General features: G+C 68.6%; 19 protein-coding genes. 8 read left to right on the forward strand and 11 right to left on the reverse strand.

The features are described from left to right. Window positions 1-16: 16 nt before the first annotated feature. Window positions 17-1,582 (forward strand): phosphoglycerate dehydrogenase, encoded by a 1,566-nt coding sequence (gene serA / locus R8G01_22890; GenBank protein ID MDW3216855.1) that lies wholly within the window; start codon window positions 17-19, stop codon window positions 1,580-1,582. 48 nt (window positions 1,583-1,630) lie between these two features. Continuing rightward, the gene (locus R8G01_22895) at window positions 1,631-1,981 is read left to right on the forward strand and encodes a hypothetical protein (GenBank protein ID MDW3216856.1); all 351 of its coding nucleotides are present in this window, start codon (window positions 1,631-1,633) and stop codon (window positions 1,979-1,981) included. Between the two features lie 14 nt (window positions 1,982-1,995). Here R8G01_22895 and R8G01_22900 read toward each other — a convergent pair whose 3' ends face one another. The 7 genes from R8G01_22900 to R8G01_22930 all read right to left on the reverse strand — a co-directional run bounded on the left by R8G01_22900 (window position 1,996) and on the right by R8G01_22930 (window position 9,906). Continuing rightward, the gene (locus R8G01_22900; protein MDW3216857.1) at window positions 1,996-2,805 is read right to left on the reverse strand and encodes an isocitrate lyase/phosphoenolpyruvate mutase family protein; all 810 of its coding nucleotides are present in this window, start codon (window positions 2,803-2,805) and stop codon (window positions 1,996-1,998) included. Window positions 2,806-2,871: 66 nt separating this feature from the next. Next, window positions 2,872-3,684, reverse strand: a complete 813-nt coding sequence (pyrF, locus tag R8G01_22905) for an orotidine-5'-phosphate decarboxylase (GenBank protein MDW3216858.1) — start codon at window positions 3,682-3,684, stop codon at window positions 2,872-2,874. Between the two features lie 77 nt (window positions 3,685-3,761). Continuing rightward, window positions 3,762-3,953, reverse strand: a complete 192-nt coding sequence (locus R8G01_22910) for a ferredoxin (GenBank protein ID MDW3216859.1) — start codon at window positions 3,951-3,953, stop codon at window positions 3,762-3,764. Window positions 3,954-3,974: 21 nt separating this feature from the next. Continuing rightward, window positions 3,975-4,430 (reverse strand): hypothetical protein, encoded by a 456-nt coding sequence (locus R8G01_22915; GenBank protein ID MDW3216860.1) that lies wholly within the window; start codon window positions 4,428-4,430, stop codon window positions 3,975-3,977. 81 nt (window positions 4,431-4,511) lie between these two features. Beyond that, entirely contained in the window at window positions 4,512-6,191 is a 1,680-nt protein-coding gene (gene leuA, locus R8G01_22920) for a 2-isopropylmalate synthase (GenBank protein ID MDW3216861.1), read from the reverse strand. A 311-nt stretch (window positions 6,192-6,502) separates the two neighbouring features. Next, the gene (locus R8G01_22925) at window positions 6,503-7,888 is read right to left on the reverse strand and encodes a hypothetical protein (protein MDW3216862.1); all 1,386 of its coding nucleotides are present in this window, start codon (window positions 7,886-7,888) and stop codon (window positions 6,503-6,505) included. A gap of 326 nt (window positions 7,889-8,214) precedes the next feature. After that, the gene (locus R8G01_22930) at window positions 8,215-9,906 is read right to left on the reverse strand and encodes a sigma-70 family RNA polymerase sigma factor (protein MDW3216863.1); all 1,692 of its coding nucleotides are present in this window, start codon (window positions 9,904-9,906) and stop codon (window positions 8,215-8,217) included. Window positions 9,907-10,129: 223 nt separating this feature from the next. Between R8G01_22930 and R8G01_22935 the strand changes: the two genes are divergently transcribed. After that, a complete protein-coding gene (locus R8G01_22935; protein ID MDW3216864.1) occupies window positions 10,130-11,497 on the forward strand; it encodes a DEAD/DEAH box helicase in 1,368 nt (455 codons plus the stop codon). 63 nt (window positions 11,498-11,560) lie between these two features. Then, complete coding sequence (locus R8G01_22940) at window positions 11,561-12,523, forward strand: hypothetical protein (GenBank protein ID MDW3216865.1); 963 nt, start codon at window positions 11,561-11,563, stop codon at window positions 12,521-12,523. A gap of 6 nt (window positions 12,524-12,529) precedes the next feature. Here R8G01_22940 and leuD read toward each other — a convergent pair whose 3' ends face one another. Both leuD and leuC read right to left on the reverse strand, forming a co-directional pair. Continuing rightward, a complete protein-coding gene (gene leuD, locus R8G01_22945) occupies window positions 12,530-13,117 on the reverse strand; it encodes a 3-isopropylmalate dehydratase small subunit (GenBank protein ID MDW3216866.1) in 588 nt (195 codons plus the stop codon). A gap of 97 nt (window positions 13,118-13,214) precedes the next feature. Beyond that, window positions 13,215-14,606, reverse strand: coding sequence for a 3-isopropylmalate dehydratase large subunit (gene leuC / locus R8G01_22950; GenBank protein MDW3216867.1), 1,392 nt, complete (start codon window positions 14,604-14,606; stop codon window positions 13,215-13,217). A 56-nt stretch (window positions 14,607-14,662) separates the two neighbouring features. On the opposite strand from leuC, the gene R8G01_22955 reads away from it, so the two are divergent. Together R8G01_22955 and R8G01_22960 are read left to right on the forward strand one after the other, a co-directional pair. Continuing rightward, window positions 14,663-15,310, forward strand: coding sequence for an IclR family transcriptional regulator (locus tag R8G01_22955; GenBank protein MDW3216868.1), 648 nt, complete (start codon window positions 14,663-14,665; stop codon window positions 15,308-15,310). 83 nt (window positions 15,311-15,393) lie between these two features. Then, window positions 15,394-16,692, forward strand: a complete 1,299-nt coding sequence (locus tag R8G01_22960; protein MDW3216869.1) for an META domain-containing protein — start codon at window positions 15,394-15,396, stop codon at window positions 16,690-16,692. Window positions 16,693-16,946: 254 nt separating this feature from the next. Here the strand turns inward: R8G01_22960 and R8G01_22965 are convergent, their stop codons facing one another. Then, window positions 16,947-18,251: an HNH endonuclease gene (locus R8G01_22965; GenBank protein ID MDW3216870.1), complete on the reverse strand. Its 1,305-nt coding sequence runs from the start codon at window positions 18,249-18,251 to the stop codon at window positions 16,947-16,949. A 248-nt stretch (window positions 18,252-18,499) separates the two neighbouring features. On the opposite strand from R8G01_22965, the gene R8G01_22970 reads away from it, so the two are divergent. Further along, window positions 18,500-19,468, forward strand: coding sequence for an RNA polymerase subunit sigma-70 (locus R8G01_22970; protein ID MDW3216871.1), 969 nt, complete (start codon window positions 18,500-18,502; stop codon window positions 19,466-19,468). A 118-nt stretch (window positions 19,469-19,586) separates the two neighbouring features. Further along, window positions 19,587-20,132, forward strand: a complete 546-nt coding sequence (locus R8G01_22975; protein MDW3216872.1) for a dihydrofolate reductase family protein — start codon at window positions 19,587-19,589, stop codon at window positions 20,130-20,132. Between the two features lie 78 nt (window positions 20,133-20,210). On the opposite strand, the gene R8G01_22980 is transcribed toward R8G01_22975, so the two are convergent. After that, a complete protein-coding gene (locus R8G01_22980) occupies window positions 20,211-21,779 on the reverse strand; it encodes an NAD(P)-binding domain-containing protein (GenBank protein MDW3216873.1) in 1,569 nt (522 codons plus the stop codon). Window positions 21,780-21,911: the final 132 nt, after the last annotated feature.

Raw genomic sequence — 21,911 nt, forward strand, 5'->3', positions numbered from 1 at the left:
CGATAAGCAGTGACCCATGGCACGAGTACTCGTCACCGAAGCGATCGCCGATGGCGGTCTCGATCGACTCCGCGACGTCGGGCACGACGTCGACGTGCAGCTCGGTCTGTCGCCGGAGGAGCTGCGTTCGGCGATCGTCGGTGCGCACGCGCTCGTGATCCGGTCGGCGACCCAGGTCGACGCCGAGCTGCTCGCTGCCGCCACCGAGCTCGTCGTGGTGGGCCGGGCGGGTATCGGGCTCGACAACGTCGACGTCGCTGCGGCAACGGCGCGCGGCGTGATGGTCGTCAACGCCCCGCAGTCGAACATCATCTCGGCCGCCGAGCACACCATGGCGCTGCTGATGGCGCAGGCCCGCAACATCCCACAGGCGCATGCGGCACTCGTCGCAGGCCGTTGGGAGCGCAGCAAGTGGGAGGGCGTCGAGCTCGCCGACAAGACGCTCGGCATCGTCGGCCTCGGACGCATCGGCAAACTCGTCGCCGACCGCGCCAAGGCGTTCCAGATGCGCCTCGTCGCCTACGACCCGTTCGTCTCGGCCGATCGTGCCCGCCAACTCGGCGTCGAGCTGTTGCCGCTCGACCAGTTGGTCGCCGAATCCGACTTCCTGACCGTCCACCTGCCGAAGACCAAGGAGACCGCCGGGTTGATCGACCGCGACCTCCTCATGAAGGCCAAGCCGAGCCTCCGGGTGATCAACGTGGCTCGCGGCGGCATCGTCGACGAGGCCGATCTCGCCGAGTGCATCCGCGACGGCGTCATCGCCGGTGCGGCGCTCGACGTGTTCGACACCGAGCCCACGACCGAGTCCCCGCTGTTCGAGCTGCCGTCGGTCGTCGTCACCCCGCACCTCGGTGCGTCGACGCGTGAAGCGCAGGACAAGGCGGGCGATGCGATTGCCGACATGGTCAAGCTGGCGCTCGACGGCGATTTCGTCCCGTGGGCGGTCAACGTCGATGCCGCCGAGGCCAACGAGACGATCCGCCCGTTCCTCCCGCTCGCGGAGCAACTCGGCCGTCTGTACGGTTCGCTGCACGGCAGCTCGCCCGACAACTTCGATCTGTCCTGCGAGGGCGAGATCGCGGCGTACGACACCCGGATCATCGGTCTCGCCGTGCTCAAGGGCTTTTTCAGCCGCATCTCCGACGACCCCGTGAGCTATGTCAACGCGCCGAACATGGCGAAGGCGGCGGGCATCTCGATGCGCGAGGTCACCTGCGTCGACACCGACGAGTATGTCAACCTGATCTCGCTCAAGTGCGAGGATCACAGCATCTCCGGCACGCTCGCCGGTCGCCGCCGTGAGCAGCGCATCGTCGAGGTCGACGGGCACTCGGTCGACGTGCCGCCGGCGGAGCACATGATGGTGATCAGCAACGACGATCGCCCCGGTGTGATCGGCACCGTCGGCGTGATGCTCGGCGGTGCCGGTGTCAACATCGCCGACATGGACGTCGGCCGCGTCGGCACCGGCGGCAACGCCACGATGGTCCTGGCCCTCACCGATGAGATCCCGGCGCCGCTGGTCGACGAGCTGCGAGCCGCCGCCGGCATCCTCAGCGTCAAAGTGCTCCACGGCTGACCGTCGCCGCCGATCGACCTCCGGCACCCGGCGGCGCACGATCACACCGTGCGTGGTCACCCGATGTGGATCGTCGCGATGGTGCTGTGCGTCTCCAGCTGTGCCGGGGACACGCGGGACGCTCGAGCCACCGCCCTGCTGACGGTGAGTCCCGACGGACGATCGATCGCCGTCGCGGTGGGCAGCTGCAACGCCGAGCCGGTGGTCGAGATCGGCGAGCAGAGCGCTGATCGAGTCGTGGTGTCGGCGACCGCCGAGCGCAACGCCGGTGGCGACTGCGCCGATGTCGTGTCCGTGGTCCTCGACGAGCCCTCGGGAGACCGGCGTCTCGTCGACGGTTCCACGGGTGACGACGTGAACTCCGATGGCATGGCCGTCACCGACGACCCGATGGAGTGATCAGCCTCGTCTGATCACCCGAGCAGGCGGCGGTCCTCACCGGTCAGCCTGGTGGCCAGGTAGCTGCTCGTCCCCGACTCGATCAGCTCGCGGGCACCGGCCATCATGGCGCCGTAGGCGGTCGAGGCGAGTGAACTGCCGATCGACACCCGACGGCCCCCGGCCGCGCCGATCTCGGCCACGGTCGGGCCGCCGGGCAGCGCGAGCACGTTGATCGGTACGTCGACTGCGTTTGCCACGCGTTCGATCTGATCGACGGTGTTCAGGCCGGGGGCGTACACGCAGTCCGCCCCAGCCGAGGCATAGGCGATGAGCCGCTCGATCGTGTCGTCGAGGTCGGTCACCCCGTGCAGGAAGTTCTCGCAGCGAGCGGTGAGCAGCATCGGATCGCCGTCGCGGTGGGCGGCCTCGGCGGCAGCAGCGACCCGCTCGGTAGCGACGTCGACGGGGTCGATGCGCCCGGCCGGGCCGTTCCAGTCCTCGATCGAGCAACCTGCGGCACCGGCGTCGTGCAGCAGACCCACCGTGTGACCGATCGCGGTGAGATCGCCGTCGTCGGCGAAGCAGCGTTCGCTGTCGACGTTGAGTGGCAGGTGGGTCGAGGCCGCGACCGCTCGGGTGTGCTCGACGAGTTGATCGAGTGTGATGCCGTAGTCGTCGCGGCCGTCGGACCACGCGAATCCGGCGCTCGTCGTCGCGAGTGCGTCGAAGCCGAGTCCGGTGAGCAGCTTGGTCGAACCGACGTCCCATGGATTGGGCATCACGACCACCTGCTCGCGGGCGTGGAGCTCGAAGAAGCGGGTGCGGCGTTGCTGCGGCGTCATGGCGCCATCATGGCCGACCCGGCCGGATCCCGTCGGCGGAGTTCGGACGCGAACGTGGTGCGGCCGCTACCAGCCGGCCGGCAGCGTCGCGAGCCGCGACTCGATGGCGGCGGCCCGTGCCGCCTCGGCGAAGTCGTCACCGTCGCTCGCGTAGATGATCGCCCGGGAGGAGCTGATCATCAGACCGCGCCCGTCGGCGGTCGCGCCGGCGGCCACGGCGGCACGCGGATCGCCGCCTTGATGACCCAGACCGGGGACCAGGATCGGGAGGTCGCCCACGACCTGGCGAACGCGGCGGAGTTCGTCGGGATAGGTGGCGCCCACGACGAGTCCGCAGTCGCCACGCGGTGCCCACTCGTTGGCCACCATCTCGGCCACGCGCACATAGAGCGGTTCGCCTCCGACGTCGAGCGATTGCAGGTCGTCGCCGCCGGGATTGCTGGTCCGACAGAGCGCGATCACGCCACCGTCGTGGGCGAAGAACGGCACGATCGAGTCGGCGCCGAGGTAGGGGTTCACGGTGACGGCGTGAGCCTGATAGCGCCCGAACGCCTCGCGCGCGTAGTGCTCGGCGGTCGAGCCGATGTCGCCGCGCTTGGCGTCGAGGATCAGGGTGACGTCGGGGTAGTGCTCGAGGATGTAGGCGCAGAGACGCTCGAGCGTCGCCTCCTCGCGCTGGCTCGCGAAGTATGCGATCTGCGGCTTGAACGCACAGACCACGTCGGCCGTGGCGTCGATGATCTCCTTGCAGAACCGGAAGACGGCGTCGGGTGCGGCGTCGAGTCCGGCCGGGAAACGGGCAGGGTCGGGATCGAGACCGACGCACAGGAGGGAGTTCGATGCAGCCCACGAGCGTCGGAGTTGGTCATGGAAGCCCACGACGACGACGGTAGATCAGGGGCGCTGCGGAGCGGCACCCGGTTTGGTTGCGATCCTGTGACGAACGGGCCGAATCGTCAGTCGACGAGCTCGATCGCGGCGGTCGGGCAGAGGTCGGCCGCCTCGCGAACCCGGTCGTGCAACTCGGGTGCCGGCTCGTCCTGCAGGATGTACAGATAGCCGTCGCTGCGGACCTCGAAGACCTCGGGGCACACCTGCATGCAGCCACCCGTCGACGCACACATGTCGAAATCGACCTTGACCTTCATCGTGGATCCTCCGTGGCTCGCTCAGGCTTTCGACCGACGGTAGCCGTCGGCCTCGGCGTCGTGTGCGTCGGCGTAGCACCGCTCCGGCACCGTCCGCTCGTAGAACCGGCCTCCGGGCACGTGGAAGATCCCCGAGTTGTCGTTGGCCTTGATCGGGTAGCCCTCGGGGCAGGCGCCGTCGATCGGCTCCACCCACGTGGCCGATGAGAACGTCGAGGATGCGTCGGCAGGGGCCGGCGCGGCGCCGTCGTCGACCGGGAGGTCGACGAACCCCGCCGCGGTGGCGGACGGCGGCGGGCCCGCCGACGGCACGGCCGCGGCGACCGAGTCGGTCGCCGACGGCGGCGGATCGAGCGGCGGCCATTCGGGCGCTGCGTCGGGAGCGTCCCCGGCCCGGGCCTGCCACGCCGTCCAGCCCGCGTACCCGGCCCCGCCGAGCAGCGCCAACCAGAACATCCGTCGCAGCATCGTCAACATGCAATGAACCTTAGACGCGTCGACCGACCCGTCCCGGAGGGCGGGCCGGTCGACGGCTCCGAACGACGAGGGGCCGGGGCGTCAGCCGTGCTGGCGTTCGAACGCCGACAGCACGGCTCGCAACGACGCGGTGGTGATGTTCGGATCCTGGCCGAGACCCCACTTGATGTCGTTGTCGGCGTTGGTCGTCTCGACGTAGGCGACGGCCTGGGCGTTGCTGCCTCGACCGATCGCGTGCTCGGCGTAGTCGACGACGTCGAACTCTTCGCCGAAGTGGTCGGCGATCGCCTGCACGAACGCCTCGACGGGGCCGTCGCCCTCGCCGATCGCAGTGACGGCGTCGCCGTCGACGTCGAGCTGCGCGGTGACCTTGGTGCGGCCGTCCTTGGTGTGCAGTTCGTGGGTCCGCAGGCGGAAGCGTGGTTCGGGCGGGAGGTACTCCGTCTGGAACGTGTCCCACATCACGCCGGGGCTGATCTCGGTGCCGGAATCCTCGGTGACGTGCTGGATCGCCTTGGAGAACTCGATCTGGAGGCGGCGCGGCAGGTCGAAGCCGTGCTCCTCCTTCATCACGTAGGCGACCCCGCCCTTGCCGGACTGCGAGTTCACCCGGATGACGGCCTCGTACGAGCGGCCGACGTGGTGCGGGTCGATCGGCAGGTACGGGACTCCCCACCGGTCGTAGTCCTTCGGCAGCCGGTCGAGCCCCTTCTTGATGGCGTCCTGGTGAGAGCCGGAGAAGGCGGTGTAGACCAGGTCGCCGACGTACGGCAGTCGCTCGGGCACCGGAAGACGGTTGCAGTACTCGGCCGTGCGGCGCAGGGCGTCGATGTCGCTGATGTCGAGTTCGGGATCGACCCCGTTGGCGAACAGGTTCATCGCCAGGTTGACGACGTCGACGTTGCCGGTGCGCTCACCGTTGCCGAACAGGGTGCCTTCCACGCGGTCGGCGCCGGCCATCACGCCGAACTCGGCCGCAGCGACCGCACAGCCGCGGTCGTTGTGCGGGTGCAGGCTGACGATCACCGACTCGCGCTGTTTGATCGTGCGGCCGAACCACTCGATGACGTCGCCGTAGACGTTGGGGGAGTAGCACTCGACCGTGGCGGGCAGGTTGAGGATGATCGGATCGTCCGGGGTCGGCTCGATCACGTCCATCACCGCCTCACAGACCTCGATCGCGTAGTCGGGCTCGGTCAGCGTGAAGCTCTCGGGTGAGTACTCGTAGCGGATCGTCGTGTCGGGAATGGTTTCCTCGAGCTTCTTGCAGAGCTTGGCGCCGTTGACGGCGATCGACTTGATGCCGTCGGTGTCGAGGCCGAACACGACGTCACGCTGCAGCGGATTCGTCGAGTTGTAGAAGTGGACGATCGCCCGTGGCGCTCCGGCGAGGCATTCGTAGGTGCGCTCGATCAGTTCCTGGCGACACTGCACGAGCACCTGGATGTGGACGTCGTCGGGGATCAGGTCGTCCTCGATCAGCTGGCGCACGAAGTCGAAGTCGGGCTGGCTCGCCGACGGGAAACCGACCTCGATCTCCTTGAAGCCCATCTTGACGAGCTCCTGGAACATGCGCAGCTTGCGAGCCGGGTCCATCGGGTCGATGAGCGCCTGGTTGCCGTCGCGCAGGTCGACCGAGCACCAGCGGGGTGCCCGGTCGATGACGACGTCGGGCCAGGTGCGGTCGGCGAGGGTGATCGGGATGAACGGTGCGTACTTCTCGAACGGCATCTTCTTGGGGGTCACGTTGGCTGGTGGCATGGCTGGCTCCTGTGGACGAGATCGGGGTGGGCGTGCGGGTGGGTGCGAACTGGCCGGAAAAATCAAAGTGCCCCCGGCCGGGCGGCTGGGGGCGGGCGAACGCGGAGATGTCGGCGTCGCCCTACGTAAGCAGAAGGAGGGTGCGCTCGGCGTTCGTCATCACGGTCCTCCACTGTACGGCCATCTCGCCCGAGTTTCAAGGTGATGCGTCGGGGCCGAAAACGGCGGCGATCCCGGGCACGAGTTGCAACTCGTACCCGGGATCGTTTCGTCGACGGGGTGCGGGCGTCCCGTCGGCGATCTGTTGGGCCTTACGCCCGGAGGGCGCTCCGGCGCAGGCCGTACCCGGTGAGCGACAGCGCTGAACCGAGCAGGAGGGTGAGGGCGATCGAACCGCCGGTCAGCGGCAGGCCGCCGGAACCGTTCTGGGTGCCGCCGCCGGTGAAGCCACGGGGGCTCTGGTCCGTGGCGTTCTCGTCGTCACCATCGTCGTCACCATCGTTGTCGGTGTCGCCGTCGTCGTCGCCGTCGTCGTCGCCGTCGTCGTCGTCGCAGTCGGTCTCGCACCCACCGTCGTTGTCGTCGCAGTCGGTCTCGCACTCACCGTCGTTGTCGTCGCAGTCGATTTCACAGTCGTCGTCATCGCCGTCGTCTGCACCGCAGTTCGTGTCGGTGGTCCCGATGACCGAGATGCCCAGGCCACAGAGGCCGAGCGTGCCGTCGATGTCGATCAGGCTCTCGCAGAGCTGGGCGATACCGAGGCAGGCGCCGATGTCGGTGGTGGGGGTGTCACCGCAGTTGGTGCTGGTGTTGCCGATGATGGCGACTTCGATACCGCAGAGGGCGGCGAACACATCGCCGTCGAACAGGTCGGTGGCACCGCCGTTCTGGCTGGAGTCGGCGTCGGATTCGCAGTCGACCGACGAGTCACCGAGGACGGCGACGTGCAGGCCACACACCGATTCGGCGGCGTCCAGGTCGAGGAGGGCGTCGTCACCGCTGCCCAGCGTGGCGCCGGGCTCGTCGCAGGTGCGATGACCGTCACCGGTGATCACGACCTGGACACCGCAGACGACGGTGTCGTTGTCGACGACCGTCAGGTCGCCGGCGGACGCCTTGGTCGTGTTGTTGGCGTCGACGTTCACGATGAGGCCGTCGTCGCTGCTGACGTTCACGACGGCGTCCTGGTGCAACTCGACGTCGACCTCGGCCACTTCGACGTCGACATCGATCTCCGGCGTGACGGTCAGGCCGTCGTCGGTGTCGACATCGACGCCGACCGTGGCGTCGTTGCCCTCGCCCAGAAGTTCGTCGGTGATGGTGACGGTGGCGTCGAGATCGCCGAGATCGCCGAGATCGCCGAGATCCCCGAGACCGCCGAGATCGCCGAGATCCCCGAGATCCCCGAGATCCCCGAGGCCGCCGACCGGATCGGTGGGTTCGTCGTCGGGTGCCGGCTCGGTGTCGAGGTCGATCTCCACGATGCCGAGGTCGATGTCGGGCTCGTCACCCGGCTCGGCGTCGTCGCCGTCGTCACAGTTGGAGAGCAGCTGGCAGAGCGGGTTCTGCGGAGCCGGCTGCGCCGAGGCCACATCGGCGGTCAGGCCGATCGAGGTGCCGACCACGCCGAGGACGGCGAGGGTGCGGAGGATCGTGTTGCGCCGGCTGGCGGAGTGTGGTGTCTGCTGAGTTTCCATGATGCCCGTTCCTTGTGTGAGTGAGTGAGAAGTCGTCTTCTCACTGGTGCACACCCACCAGGACGGATCACGTCACGGCTGCGGGAAGAAAAACTCGAAATTCTCCTCGAGAATCTTCTCCCTCCCAGGTCAGGGCACATTTTCGAGATCCGAGAAATCCGTCGAACCCGGCGGAGACGACCTCGGCACGGCCGGGGAACGTCGGTGAGCCGGGTCGCGATCGGCCGGTGAACGGCCGCTCGCCGAGCGCCCGTCAGGGCGGCGTCCCTCGTGGGGAGGTTCTGGCAACCCGGCGAAGGGCTCGCCGTGCTGCGGCGTGCCGGCCGTCAGTCGCCGAGACCGCTGCTGCCCGAGCCGAGCGCTCCGAGCAGCGAACCAACGGTGTCGTCGATCACCGTGTCGATCGTGTCGATCGTGTCGATCGTGTCGATCGTGTCGACCAGGTCGCCCGTCGGGCCGCTCTCTGGTGCCGTCGGCACCGCGAGGGGGTCGAGGACGTCATCGACGATCGTGGTGATCGGTTCGGCCGCGGCGACGACCTCGTCGGCGACGTCTTCGACCGTCGTGACGACCTCGGCGGCGACGTCCGTGACGTCGTCGACGGCCTGGTCCACGACGGCCGTCGTGCCGACCAGGAGCTCGTCGGCGATGGTCTCGACCTGCGTCACCGTCTCGGTCACGAGCCCCACGACCTCGTTCGTCACGTCGTCGACGGTCGCGGTCAGATCGGTCGTTCCGGCGAGCACGTCGTCGACCGCCGTGGTGACGGGGTCCAACACGGTGCCCGAACCGGTGTCCGGCGGCGGGACCACCGATGGGAGGGGGTCGGGCGCGACCGCTTTCGCCGGCGACGGATCGGACGGCTGTCGGTTCGTCAGGTCCCGTGGGCGGAGGATGTCGTCGTCGTCGGTCGGTGCGTCCGGCTCGACGACCGGCGAAGCGGTGATGGGGGCGGATCGGGTGGTGGCGGGTTCGACCGCTGCCCGCGACCGTGACGCAGCAGCACGCGTCGGGCGTTGCGCCGGCGGCCTCGAGAGAGGTGTCGCGCCGGTCTCGGTCGCTCCCCGGGTCGCTTGCTGGGTCGCGTCGATGTCGGGCGTCGGGGGCTCGATGGTGACCGCTCCGGTCACGACCGCTCCGGCGACGAGCGCCGACGCCAGCGGCTTGGTGAGGAGCGGCGTCAGCGTCGAGCCGAACCGCAGCCAGCCACGCACGACGGCGATCAACAGACCGAGCAGGGTGACCGAGCACATGCTGCGGTCGAGGTCGCTCATCTCGTCGTAGACCTCGCGGCACGGTTCGCAGGAGTCGATGTGACGGTGGACGGTGGTTGCCGTCGAGGCGCTGGCCTCGTCGCGGAGGCAGCCGGGCATCGACGTGCGAATCCGGTGGCACCGATCGGTCGGTTCGGGACGCGTCGTGCGTTGGAGCAGGTACGACCGGCCGAGCGCGCGCCGGGCGCGGAGCGCCAGGGACGTGACGCAACTGGCGTCCAGCCCGCCGGCGGCGGCGACCTCGCTCGTCGGTCGGCCCTCGACGCACGTTGCCCAGAGCACGTCGCGGTGACGGTCGGGCAGATGGCCGAGTGCGATCTCGACGTCGCTGCGCAGGTGGACCTCGCCGTCGACGGGTCGGTCGAGTCGGTCGATCGGCACGGGTTCGCTCCGGCCGGTGTCCTTGCGGGCCCGGAGCTTGCCGGCGGTGTGACGGACCGAGCGAAGCAGGTAGGCCTGGGCGTCGTCGCGGGGACCGCGCCCATGGCGGATCGCCCGCAGGGTGTTGGCGAACACGTCGCTGACGATGTCGTCGGCTTCGTGGTGATCGTGTGCCATGCGGCGGGCCAGGCGACGGACCACGGCCACGTGACGGCTGTAGAGCGCGCCGAACGCGTCGTTGTCGCCGGCTCGAACCGCGTCGAGGATGGCCCGATCGTCGGTGGATCGTGGCGCGTGTGTGCCCCCAGGTGTGCCTGGCGGGGCATCGACCATCGAGGCACCGAATTGCATCGGTGCTTCCATCGGGTGACACTAAATCACACCCAGAGTGGGAAAGCTACCACGGAGAGTGATAACCCTGTGATTCCTGGCGTATTTCGTCGTGATGGACGAAATCGAGGTGGAGTTGGGAATGCTCGGGCGTGAGCCGGAGATCGAACCCGGGCCCGGCGGTGTGTGCTTGACTCGGGACGGGCACCGGGGGATCGTCACCGGAGCCGTGGCGCCCCGATACCCTGATCCCACCATGAATCAACCCAACGCACGGCCCGCAGGCCGCGGACGTGGAGGCCGGCCCGGGGGGCGCCGCCGTGACACGTCGACATCCGACTCCTCTCGCAGCCATCGCGGCTCATCCGACGGCTCCCGCCACGATCGGCCCGTCGACGACGGTCCCGCCCGGACGGGCAACCTCACCTCGATCAATGCGCTGCCTCCCGTCGAGGCACCCACCGGCTTCGCCGAATTGGGTGTGCCGTCCCGGATCGACGACGGGCTCGCCAAGTGCGGGTTCGCCCAGCCGTTCGCGATCCAGACCGAAGCCGTGCCGGTGGCGATGGAGGGCCGCGACGTCTGTGGCCGTGCCAAGACCGGTTCCGGCAAGACGCTGGCCTTCGGCGTGCCGATGCTCGCCCGCATCACCGACACCGCCGAGCCTCGTCGCCCGCTGGGCCTGGTCCTGGTGCCGACCCGTGAGCTCGCCGTGCAGGTCGCCGAGGTGCTCGAGCCGATCGCGCAGCACGCAGGTCAGCGAGTGCTCGCCGTGTACGGCGGAGCGAGCCGCCACACCCAGATCGAGGCGCTCGCCAGGGGTGCCGAGCTCGTCGTCGCCACACCGCTGCGGCTGATCGACCTGCTCAAGTCGAACGAGCTGGTGCTCGACGACATCCAGATCGTGTGTCTCGACGAGGCCGACCGGATGGCCGACGACGGGTTCACGCCGCAGGTCGAGTGGGTCCTCCGGCACTGCACGAACCGGAACCAGACCATGCTGTTCTCGGCGACGCTCGACGGCGACGTCGGCCACCTGATCCGCCACTACCTGACCGACCCGATCGAGATCGCGGTCGACGAGGCGACCGACACCGTCGGCACGATGCATCACCTCTTCCTGGCGGTGCATCACATGGACAAGGACAAGGTGATCGGGGCGATCGGCCAGGGCATCCAGAAGGTCGTGGTGTTCTGCCAGACCAAGCGCAACTGTGACCGCGTCGCGCGCAACCTCGACGACCTGGGCGTGAGCTGTTCGGCCATCCACGGCGACCTGCCCCAGAAGGCCCGCGAACGCGCCCTGCAGCGGTTTGCCGAGGGCAAACTCGACGTGCTCGTCGCCACCGACGTCGCCGCTCGCGGTATCGACATCGACGACATCGGCGCGGTCATCCACTACGAGCCGGCCAAGGACGTCAAGGACTACCTGCACCGGTCGGGACGCACCGCCCGTGCGGGCCGTGACGGCTGGGCGGTCACGCTCGTCGAGTACAACCAGCACACGCAGGTCCGGATCCTGCAGCGCGGCATGCGGCTGCCCAACGTTGCGCCGATCGAAGTGTTCTCGAACAATCCGAACCTCCGTGACCTGCCGTCGTTCGGCGTCGACGTCACGACCTGACGGGCTGGGCGGGTCCGCGATCGCGACGGCACGACGCCGCACGTGACCGGTACCGTTCACCTCATGCGCAGCATCGTGGCGTCGTGCGGCGTGGTGCTCGCCCTCTGCGGCTGCTCGTCCGGGTCGGCGGCGCCGGACGACGTCCGGCCGTCGCCGTCGTCGATCCCCGCCGACGAGCCAGGGGCGGCCGAGTCGGGCGAGTCGGCGACACCGACCACGGAGGTCGACGAGGCGGCCGCGGCATCCGCCTACCAGGTGATCATCGACGTGTCGGTCGATCGGCTCGGGCTCAGCGAGCGTTTCGACGTCGCCATCGATCCGGCCGAACTCGACGAGATCGATCCCTTCACGCGGTTCAGTTCGTGCTCGGGGCTCCGGGCGTCGATCGGGACGTTCACGGTCACCGCCGTCGACGCTTCGGCGGCGGTGAATTCGGTGTCGGTCGTCACCGCCGATCGGGTGGACGGCTCGGGGATCTACGACGCCGATGTCCGGGTCGAACTCGACGGCGAGGATCCCGTGACCGCCGTCGGAACCCTGACCCTCGACCAGAGCTCGAGGGCCGGTTCGTTCCAGGCGTTCGAGGCGACGGGTGAGCGGGTCGCGGGTACGTTCGTCTGCGATGGTCCCCCCGGGACCCCGGTGCCGATCGTCGACCCCGCGGTCGACGACGGCGTGCTCCGGGCGGTCGAGGTCGTCGCGCTGCTCCGTCGAGGTTCCGAAGAGCGAATCGTGGGACTGACGCTCGACACGGCCGAGGTCGAGGCGGCCGCAGCCGAGTGCCGGGGCGCCACCGATGACGAGGGCGGACCGCTCGTGCGGGTCGACGGCGGTCAGGCGGTCGGAGCGATCAACTCGTTCGAACTCGTCCCCGAGCAGTCTCCCGGCATGCGGATGCGGGTGGGCGGTGCGTCGTACGAGGTCGACGACGTCGAGATCACGGTCGACGAACGCGGGGCATCGGGGAGCTTCAGTGGGACGACCGTCGACGGCATCGCCGTCGACGGTGCGTTCCGCTGCGCCTGATTCGAATCAGTTCGTCATCCAGCCCGGACGCGTGGCTTCGAACTCGTCGATCGCGTCACCGTGCGTGAGTGTGAGCGCGATGTCGTCGAGGCCCTCGAGGAAGCGGTGCTGCGTCGGCGGGTCCATCGGGAACTCGGCGGTGATGCCGGCGGCCGGGACCTCGACCATCAGCCGCTCCATGTCGACGACGATCTCGGTGGTCGGATCGGCCTCGATCGCCGCCCAGATGGCCTCGACCGTTGATTCGGGCAGGACGACCGGGACGAGACCGTTCTTCGTGCAGTTGTTGCGGAAGATGTCGGAGAAGCTCGGAGCGATCACGGCGTCGAAGCCGCCTTGCTGGATCGCCCACACGGCATGTTCGCGGCTCGAACCGACCCCGAACGCCGGCCCGGCGACCAGGACCGATGCGCCCTGGTACTGCTCCTGGTTGAGGACGAAGTCACGGTCGTCGCGCCACGTGGAGAACAGTCCCTTCTCGAAACCGGTGCGCTCGACACGCTTCAGCCAGTCGGCGGGGATGATCTGGTCGGTGTCGACGTCGCTGCGTTTGAGCGGCACACCGGTTCCGGAGACGATGCGAACGGCTTTCATGATGTCGGTCCTTCTGCTGGTCCGGAACGGAGGGGGTCGGACCCTCTCCGAACGAGATGTGAACGGTCGGTCGCGGAGGGGGTCTGACCCTCTCCGATCACGGGAGATCCCGGGGGTCGGCGAAGGTGCCCTGGACCGCGGTGGCGGCGGCCACGGCAGGGGACACGAGGTGGGTGCGTCCACCTCGTCCCTGGCGTCCTTCGAAGTTACGGTTGCTCGTGCTCGCCGCCCGTTCGCCCTGAGTGAGTTTGTCGGGGTTCATGGCGAGGCACATCGAGCAGCCGGGTTCGCGCCAGTCGGCGCCGGCAGCCCGGAAGACCTCGTGGAGACCCTCGGCCTCGGCCTGCACCTTGACGCGGTGTGATCCGGGGACGACCATCACGCGGGGCACGGTGACCTGGCGGCCCTCCATGACCGCGGCGGCCGCACGGAGGTCTTCGATCCGGCTGTTGGTGCACGACCCGATGAACACGGTGTCGACCGGGATGTCCTTGATCGCGGTGCCGGGTTCGAGGCCCATGTACTCGAGTGCACGTGCGACGGTCTCGCGGGTGGTCGCGTCGTCGTAGTCGTCGGGGGACGGGATCGTGCCGTCGATCGGGCCGACCTGGCCCGGGTTGGTGCCCCAGCTGACCTGCGGCGTGAGCGTGGAGGCGTCGATGACGACCTCCTTGTCCCAGACCGCCCCGTCGTCGGTCTGCAGGGTGCGCCAGTCGGCGACGGCAGCGTCCCAGTCAGCGCCCTTCGGTGCGTGGTCGCGGCCCTGTAGATACTCGAACGTGGTGTCGTCGGGGGCGATCATGCCCGCCTTGGCGCCGGCCTCGATCGACATGTTGCACACGGTCATGCGGCCCTCCATCGAGAGGTCGCGGATCGCCTGACCGCGGTACTCGATGACGTGGCCGATGCCGCCGCCGGTACCGATCTCGCCGATGATCGCGAGCACGATGTCCTTGGCGGTCACGCCCGCCGGCGCTTCGCCCTCGACGGTGACCGACATCCACTTCGGGCGACTCTGCGGCAGGGTTTGGGTGGCGAGCACGTGCTCGACCTCGCTGGTGCCGATCCCGAACGCCAGTGCCCCGAACGCTCCGTGGGTGGCGGTGTGGCTGTCGCCGCACACGATGGTCATGCCGGGCTTCGTGCGGCCCTGCTCGGGGCCGATCACGTGGACGATGCCCTGGTCGGGGTCGCCCATCGGGAAGTTGGTCACGCCGAACTCGGCGGTGTTCGCCCGGAGTGTGTCGACCTGCTTGGCGGAGATCTCGTCGGCGATCGGCTCGTGGATGTTCTCCGTCGGCACGTTGTGGTCTTCCGTGGCGATCGTGAGGTCGGGGCGACGGACGCTCCGACCCGAGAGCCGGAGGCCGTCGAACGCCTGCGGGCTGGTGACCTCGTGCACGAGGTGCAGATCGATGTAGAGCAGTTCGGGCTCGCCCGGTGTGGAATGGACGAGATGGCGGTGCCAGAGCTTCTCCGGCAGTGTCATTGGGTGGTCGACGGACATGTACGTTGTCTCACTCTCTGAGATACACTTCTTGCGGTATGGACATCGTAACCGGCGTAGGAGTCCTCGACAAGGCGGTGCACGTGCTGCGTGCCGTCGCCGAACAGCCGCTGTCGCTCGGTGGGCTGCAGTCAGCCACCGGGTTGCCGCGGGCAACGGCCCATCGCCTGGCGGTGGCGCTGGAGCAGCACGGGTTGTTGCGCCGTGACGACGACGGACGGTTCGATCTCGGGCCCGAGCTCGCTTCGCTGGGCCGGGCCGCCGCCGATCGGTTCCCGCTCGCCGAGTTGGCGCTCCCAGCGCTCGAGTCGCTCCGGGTGAGCACCGAGGAGAGCGTGCAGTTGTTCGTCCGCGAGGGGGCCCATCGCCGATGTGTCATCTCGCTGCAGTCGCCGCATGCGCTGCGGTGGATCGTGCCAGAGGGCGTGCTGTTCCCGCTCGACGTCGGTTCGGCCGGCCGGGTGCTGTCGGGTGAAGCGCCAGTCGAGGGCTGGGTCGAGAGCGTCGAGGAGCGCGAGCCCGGTGTGGCGTCGGTCAGCGCCCCGGTCGTCGACGCCTCCGGCGTGATCGTCGCCGCGGTCAGCGTGTCGGGCCCCATCGACCGGCTGACTCGTTCGCCGGGTGAGCGGTTCGGCCGTCAGGTCTCCCAGGCGGCTGCGGCGGTGTCGTCGGCGCTGGCGACCTGAGGTCGCTCACGTCGTTCCGCTCGAGCTCGAGACGATCGCGTTCGATCCGGGAACCCGACGGTGGTCGCTAGCGTCGAACCCACATGAAGACCTTTCGATCGTCCTTTTCGCTGCTGGTCGCCCTGACGCTCGTCGCCGCCGGATGTGGCGACGAGAGCGACGACACCGGGCCGGCCGGCACGCCGGTGCCGACGGTGGATGACACCACCGACGACACCACCGCCGACGCCACCGACGACGCAACCGACGAAACGGCTCAGGGCGACTGGGTGCTCGTGAGTGGGCATCTCGACGGTGAGGAGATCGAACTCGTGGACGGGTGGAACGTGACCATGTCGATCGACGGTGATCGCATCGGCGGCACCGCGGCGTGCAACGGCTACGGCGGCACCGTCGCGGTCGGCCACGAGTTGGGTCTCGGCGGCTCGTTCGTGGTCGGCGAGCTGAGTTGGACCGAGATGGGCTGCGAGCCCGAAGTGATGGAACTCGAGCAGCAATTCCTCGCCGCGCTCGGCCGGGTCGATTCCTACGAGTTGGCCGACACCTTGTCGCTGGCCGAGACGGGAGTCGGCACCGGACTGCAGTTCGAACGCGTCGAACCCGTTGCCGATACCGAACTCGTCGGCGTCGCCTGGAGGCTCGACACCCTGATCACCGGAGACGCCGCTTCGAACTCGCCCGGCATGGACGACGCCTTCATCGAGTTCCACGACGACGGCACGCTCACCGGCTCGACGGGTTGCCGCCGGTTGGAGGGCGAGTGGGTGCTCCAGGGTGCCACGGTGCAGGTGCCGACCCTGTCGGCGATCGACGACCCGACCGCCGGAGCCTGCGCCCCCGAGTCGGAGGCCCTCGACGGCGCGATCATCGCCGTCGTCGAGTCGGGCATGACCGTCGAGATCGTCGGCAACCGGCTGACCCTGACCGCCCCGGGTGGCGATGGCCTCTCGTTCGTCGGCGAATCGGGCTCGGACGATGCGAGCTCGACCGAGCCTGTTGGTGGCGACACGGCAGGGCTCGACCCAGCCGGCGGTGTCGACGGTCTCGTGGCCTACGGGGCCGAGCGCCGCGATGGGGGAGGCGAAGACGCGTTGCTCGAGGGCGAGCTCGTCTTCGGCGGCGACGGTTGCCCCAGGGTCGGCGACTCGGTGTTGCTGTGGCCGTTCGGCGCCCGTTGGCAGGCCGAACCGCCCGCCGTGCTGGTCGACGGCCTGGTGCTCGTCGCGGGCGACCGCATCGCAGCGGGCGGCGGCTACCACGATCTCGACAACCTGGGCTGGTGGACCGAGAACCCCGAGGTGATCGAGTACCTCCGTGGCTGCGAGGCGGCGTCGGGAGACGGCGTGTTCGTCATCCAGCACCGCGTCGAGCCGCTCGGCTGACCCGGGACCCCACGGCCGGCGGTGTACCGATCCGGCGGGACCATCGCTCGTCGAGCCGCTGAGGGCCTGCTCGGCGCTTCCGAAGCTGACGGCACCGGGTGTGCCGAAGGTGAGGTCGGCGAAGCGGGCGCTGAGGTTGATCGGGGGACGGGCCGCTCGAACGCCGGCGGTTCGGAAGTTGGACGTGGTCATGTCGATGCGTCGTCTGGCGACGTAGATCCTGGACGCTCGACGAGTAGCTCCGGTCGGGCCGGTCAGGCCGATCGTGGTGGGTCGGACGATCGTCGTCGTTCCCGTTCCCGTTCCCGTTCCCGTTCCCGTTCCCGTTCCCGTTCCTGTTCTCGTTGCCGATTGATGCTGGGACCTTCGTGCCAGATCGTGCCGTCGGGCTGGATCCAGGTGCATCTTCGGTCGGCGGTCATCGTGAGTTGCCAGCCGCCTTCGTGCACCAGGTGATGATGCCGCTCGCACACCGGAATCAGGTTGTCCAGATCGGATCGGCCACCGTTGCGCCAGAACACGATGTGGTGGACTCGACACCGGTCGACGCCGACCTCGCAGTGCGGGTGGGCGCAGGTGGCATACATGGCCGAGAGCGCTCGTCGCTGGGCCCGGGTCGCCGTGCGGAACTCTCGGCCGACCGCCACCGCCTCACCGTGGTCGTCGATGGCGGCGAGCGCGATCGTCGCCTCGCAGCAGAGTCGCTGCGCCGTGCTCACCGGGATGGGGGTCCCGTCGGCGAGTTCGCACATCGTCGCGCCATGCCGCCCGTGGCATGCGGTCCCGAGATCGACGTGCATGGTCACGTCGGCAGACTTGGGGGAGGGAGCGTCGGACGAGACGGTCGCCATGAACGCTTCCACCTGGAGTTCGGCGAAGGGGACTCCGGCCTGATCGGGCTCGGACCTCAAGCGCGCGAGTTGCGCCTGATGGGCGCTGTGGAACTGGGCATCGCGGATCGGGTCGAGTTCGATCAGGGTCTTGCACATACCCGTGGACTTCTCGACCCAGCGTGACATCTTCGACGCGGCACGCTGACGTTCGAGTTCCGCGACGTCGCTGCCGGGGGAGTGGATCTCCTTGATCTTGTCGACGATGTTGCGCGTCTTGCGTTCGAACTCCGAGACCCAGTCGGACGTGGCCGACCCGATGATGTCGTCGGCCACGGAGTGCAGGTCGGATCGCTCGGCGTCGGTGAGCCCCTTGGTGAGCCGGTGCAACGCGTCGAGGTGGTCGGTCGAGCACGCCCCTGTTGCGAGGGCGTCTTCGAGCGGCGGGAACTCGTTGCAGACTTCTTCGCGCTGCTCGGTCGCCTTGGCTTCACGACCGGAGCGTCGGCCCTCGTCCATCAGGGCGTGCGAGGCCGACTCGGATTCGCCGGCTGCCTCGAGCTCGCGGAGCCGTCGTGCCAGACGGACGTTGGCCGCCTGGACCCACCCCAACACGTGATTGGCCCGGCCGATCATGGTGCCGATGTCGGCGCGGTCGGCGACATCGGGGTCGAAGTGCAGCAGATCGGTGAGTGCGTCGAGCACCCCGTCGTTTCGCATGATCGTCACCCCCAGCCCCTGTCGAACCCCGTCGAACTTCCTGTAGATCGTTGTGTTCGAGCCCAATCTACCAGCGGGAACGTCAAGAAAACGAACGTATGTTCGATTTCTGGTCAATCTCTGGTCAACTCGTCGATGCCGAGCCGTATGTCGGGCCGCGACCCGTGCTCGGTCGATCCATGCGAGTCGTCGTCGAGCATCGAACGGGTCCCGCTCGACGCCCACCGTTCCGTCGGTCGGGGCTACAGTCCGCCGAGATGACCGACGTTGCCGACCGAGTGGTGGCGCTCGCCGACGAGCACCGTCGGGAGCTCCTCGGCTACTGCTACCGGTTCCTCGGCGCCGCCTCCGAGGCCGAGGATGCCGTGCAGGAAACGATGATCCGGGCGTGGAGGGCCGCCGACCGTTTCGAGGAACGGTCGTCGATGAAGACCTGGATCCACCGCATCGCGACCAACGTGTGCCTCGACATGCGAAAGGCCCCGCAGCGGCGTGCGCTCCCGATGGACCTCGCCGGACCGGGCACGCTCGGCACCGGTCAGCCGCATCTGTCGACGCGGCCGGCCGAGACGTGGGTCGGTCCGATCCGATCCGACCGACTCGCCGACGACCCAGCCGATGCCGCGGCGCTGCGCGACTCGGTCGGGCTCGCCTTCCTGTCCGCGCTCCAGCAGTTGCCACCGATGCAGCGAGCGGTCGTGGTGCTGCGCGACGTGTTGGCATGGTCGGCGGCCGAGTGCGCCGACGTGCTCGACACCTCGGTGGCCTCGGTCAACAGTGCGTTGGCCCGCGGTCGCCGCACCCTCGGCCGATCGAGCGACGGGCCACCGGCGCAGCCGGTCGACCCCCATGAGGCGCAGGTGCTGCAGCGGTACGTCGCTGCCTTCGAGGCCTACGACGTCGATCGCCTCGTGACGCTGCTGGCCGCCGACGTCGTGTTCTCCATGCCGCCGTTCGAGCTCTGGCTTCGAGGTGCCGAACAGGTCGAGCGGTGGTGGCGAGGACCTGGTGAAGTGTGTCGGGGCTCGCTCACGGTCGTCGCGTCGGCCAACCGGCGGCCTGCGGTCGGCGTGTACCACCCGGTCGGCGACGACCGCTGGGAGCCCTTCGCGCTGCACGTCCTCGACGTGGCCGACGGTCGCCTGACCGCGATCACCCACTTCATGGGCCCCGAGGTCTTCGCCGAGTTCGACCTCCCCGAGGTGCTCACGGCGGCCGCTCGGTGACGATCTCGTCCGATCGGACAGAAATGTCAGCGACGAGCGATCAGTTTCGGCAGGTCACGTCGTCAGTACGGGCAGCAGCGGCGCATCCGGCTCCGCTCGACCGAAAGGACACCCCACCATGACCCGCTCCGTCACCGCCCACCTGTTCAGCTCCGTCAACGGCGTCAACGAGTCGCCCAACCTGTTCCAGTTCGATTCGTTCGGGCCGGAAGAAGGCGAAGCAATGGGCAGGGCGATCGCCGGTGTCACCGACGTCGTGATCGGACGCACGCTCTGGTCGGAGTGGGCGGAGTACTGGCCGGCGAACTCCGACGACGGCTTCGGCGACTTCATCAATCCGGTACGCAAACACGTCGTGTCCAACACGATCCGGGGCGACCTCGGCTGGAACAGTGTGCGTATCGAGGGCGACCCCGTCGAGTACGTGCGTGCCCTCGCCTCGGGCGACGGCGGTGGCATCACGGTCGCCGGCGGCATCGAAACCGTCCGCTCGCTCTTCCTGGCCGGCGTGATCGACACGCTGACGCTCACCATGCATCCGGCGATCACCGGCGAGGGTCGACGCGTCTTCGACGACAGCGTGCCGCTCACCCGCCTCCGGCTGGTCGACAGTCAGATCACGTCGGCGGGCAACGCCATGCTGACGTATTCGCTGCGCGACTGATCAGCGGCGGTCAGCGGGCGATCAGCTCGTCGGCGGTCGACATCGCGAGACCGGGGTAGCCGGCTTCGGCGACCTCGGTCACCACCCTGTTGTACTTCGGGGCTCCCCCGAAGTACGCCTGATAGCGAACCTTCGTGAGGTCGCGCCCGGCGATGTTGGTGTTGTAGCCGGTGAACCATCCCTTGCCGTCGCGCATGAGCATCCGCTCCTGGGCCGTGACGACCTCGTCGAGCCACGCCCGCTCGGCATCGAGTTCGGCGTCGATGCGATCGACGCCGTGCTCGCGGGCGTGCTCCAGGAGTCGGACGATCCAGTCGACACCGGTCTCGATCGCTCGAGGAAGTTCGACGATCCCGAGACACTCTGCGGCCCGGCGACCATGCACAGGTTCGGGAACCCGTTGGTCAGCAGGCCGTAGTAGGTGCTCGGACCATCCGCCCACTTGTCCGCCAGACGAACCCCGTCGACGCCTCGGATGTCCATGCGGTCGTACGCGCCGGTGATGGCGTCGAATCCGGTGGCGAACACGATGATGTCGAGGTCGTGGTGGGCTGCGGTGGTCTGGATGCCGGTGGCGGTGATGCGTTCGATCGGCGACTCCGACAGGTCGACGAGGTGGACGTGATCCCGGTTGTAGACCTCGAAGTAGTTCGTCTCCAACGGCACCCGCTGCATGCCGAACCCGTGGTCCTTGGGGATCAGCTTCTCGGCGACGACCGGGTCGTCGACCCGACCCCGGATCCGGTCGGCGAGGTAGTCGGACAACTCGCGGTTCGCCGCCTCGTCCATGAACGTCTCCGCGTAGTTCGCGGCCCAGATCGCGAACCCCGGGGTCTCGTACAGTTCGTCCCACAGCGCCCGACGTTGCTCGGGGGTGTGCTCCGCGTAGTCGCGGCGGGGTCCGTGGATGAACCCTCCGGGTGTCGACGCGCACAGCGCGAAGATCTCGTCGTACCGGCTCCGGATGTCGGCCATCTCGGTCTCCGAGATCGGCCCGTTGTTGAGCGGCGCGCTCCAGTTGGGTCGCCGCTGGAACACCGTGAGCTCGCCGACCTGATCCGCGATCGCCCCGATCACCTGGATGCCGGTCGCTCCGGTGCCGATCACGCCGACCCGCTTGCCGGTGAGGTCGATCGGCTCCTTCGGCCAGTGGTAGGTGTGGAACGCCTCCCCCTCGAAGTCGTCGATCCCCTCCAGCCGCGGCAGCGTCGGGGCCGACAGCGGACCGAGACTGGCGACCACGAACCGCGCCGTGTACTCGTCGCCGTCGGTCAGGCGGAGGTGCCACGTTCGGGCGTCGTCGTCCCACGTCATCTGCTCCACCCGGGCGTCGAACCGGATGTGACGACGCAGATCGAACCTGTCGGCGACGTGGTTGAGGTAGCGCAGGTTCTCGGGCTGTGACGAGAACCGTTCCTTCCAGTGCCACTCGTCCAGCAGTTCACGCGAGAACGAGTACCCGTACGTGTAGCTCTCCGAGTCGAACCGGCAGCCGGGGTACCGGTTGCGATACCACGTGCCGCCGAGGTCGTCGTCGGCTTCGAGGACGACGGCGTCGAACCCTTCGTCGATCAGGCGCTTGATCTGGTAGAGGCCAGACACGCCGGCACCGATCACCACCACCTCGTGGTGTCGCTGGCTGGTCATGGGTGCTCCTCGTCTCGTCGTGCCGTCGTACCTGGGCCACTCGGCCCCGCTCTCGGCGACAGCGTAGGGATGCCGACCTGCCGCGGCGGTGTCGGCCGGTGGATCCGCTGCGAGTTTCGTCATCACCGGCGA

It is taken from the genome of Ilumatobacteraceae bacterium (assembly GCA_033344875.1).
In the GTDB taxonomy this organism is placed as follows: Bacteria; Actinomycetota; Acidimicrobiia; order Acidimicrobiales; family Ilumatobacteraceae; genus Ilumatobacter.

Coding starts and splice junctions, on each gene's coding strand:
- R8G01_22940 (MDW3216865.1), top strand. CDS start 11,561: ATGCGCAGCATCGTGGCGTCGTGCGGCGTGGTGCTCGCCCTCTGCGGC.
- R8G01_22915 (MDW3216860.1), bottom strand. CDS start 4,430: ATGTTGACGATGCTGCGACGGATGTTCTGGTTGGCGCTGCTCGGCGGG.
- R8G01_22925 (MDW3216862.1), bottom strand. CDS start 7,888: ATGGAAACTCAGCAGACACCACACTCCGCCAGCCGGCGCAACACGATC.
- R8G01_22930 (MDW3216863.1), bottom strand. CDS start 9,906: ATGGAAGCACCGATGCAATTCGGTGCCTCGATGGTCGATGCCCCGCCA.
- serA (MDW3216855.1), top strand. CDS start 17: ATGGCACGAGTACTCGTCACCGAAGCGATCGCCGATGGCGGTCTCGAT.
- R8G01_22975 (MDW3216872.1), top strand. CDS start 19,587: ATGACCCGCTCCGTCACCGCCCACCTGTTCAGCTCCGTCAACGGCGTC.
- R8G01_22960 (MDW3216869.1), top strand. CDS start 15,394: ATGAAGACCTTTCGATCGTCCTTTTCGCTGCTGGTCGCCCTGACGCTC.
- R8G01_22900 (MDW3216857.1), bottom strand. CDS start 2,805: ATGACGCCGCAGCAACGCCGCACCCGCTTCTTCGAGCTCCACGCCCGC.
- R8G01_22935 (MDW3216864.1), top strand. CDS start 10,130: ATGAATCAACCCAACGCACGGCCCGCAGGCCGCGGACGTGGAGGCCGG.
- R8G01_22955 (MDW3216868.1), top strand. CDS start 14,663: ATGGACATCGTAACCGGCGTAGGAGTCCTCGACAAGGCGGTGCACGTG.
- leuA (MDW3216861.1), bottom strand. CDS start 6,191: ATGCCACCAGCCAACGTGACCCCCAAGAAGATGCCGTTCGAGAAGTAC.
- leuD (MDW3216866.1), bottom strand. CDS start 13,117: ATGAAAGCCGTTCGCATCGTCTCCGGAACCGGTGTGCCGCTCAAACGC.
- R8G01_22980 (MDW3216873.1), bottom strand. CDS start 21,779: ATGACCAGCCAGCGACACCACGAGGTGGTGGTGATCGGTGCCGGCGTG.
- leuC (MDW3216867.1), bottom strand. CDS start 14,606: ATGACACTGCCGGAGAAGCTCTGGCACCGCCATCTCGTCCATTCCACA.
- R8G01_22910 (MDW3216859.1), bottom strand. CDS start 3,953: ATGAAGGTCAAGGTCGATTTCGACATGTGTGCGTCGACGGGTGGCTGC.
- R8G01_22970 (MDW3216871.1), top strand. CDS start 18,500: ATGACCGACGTTGCCGACCGAGTGGTGGCGCTCGCCGACGAGCACCGT.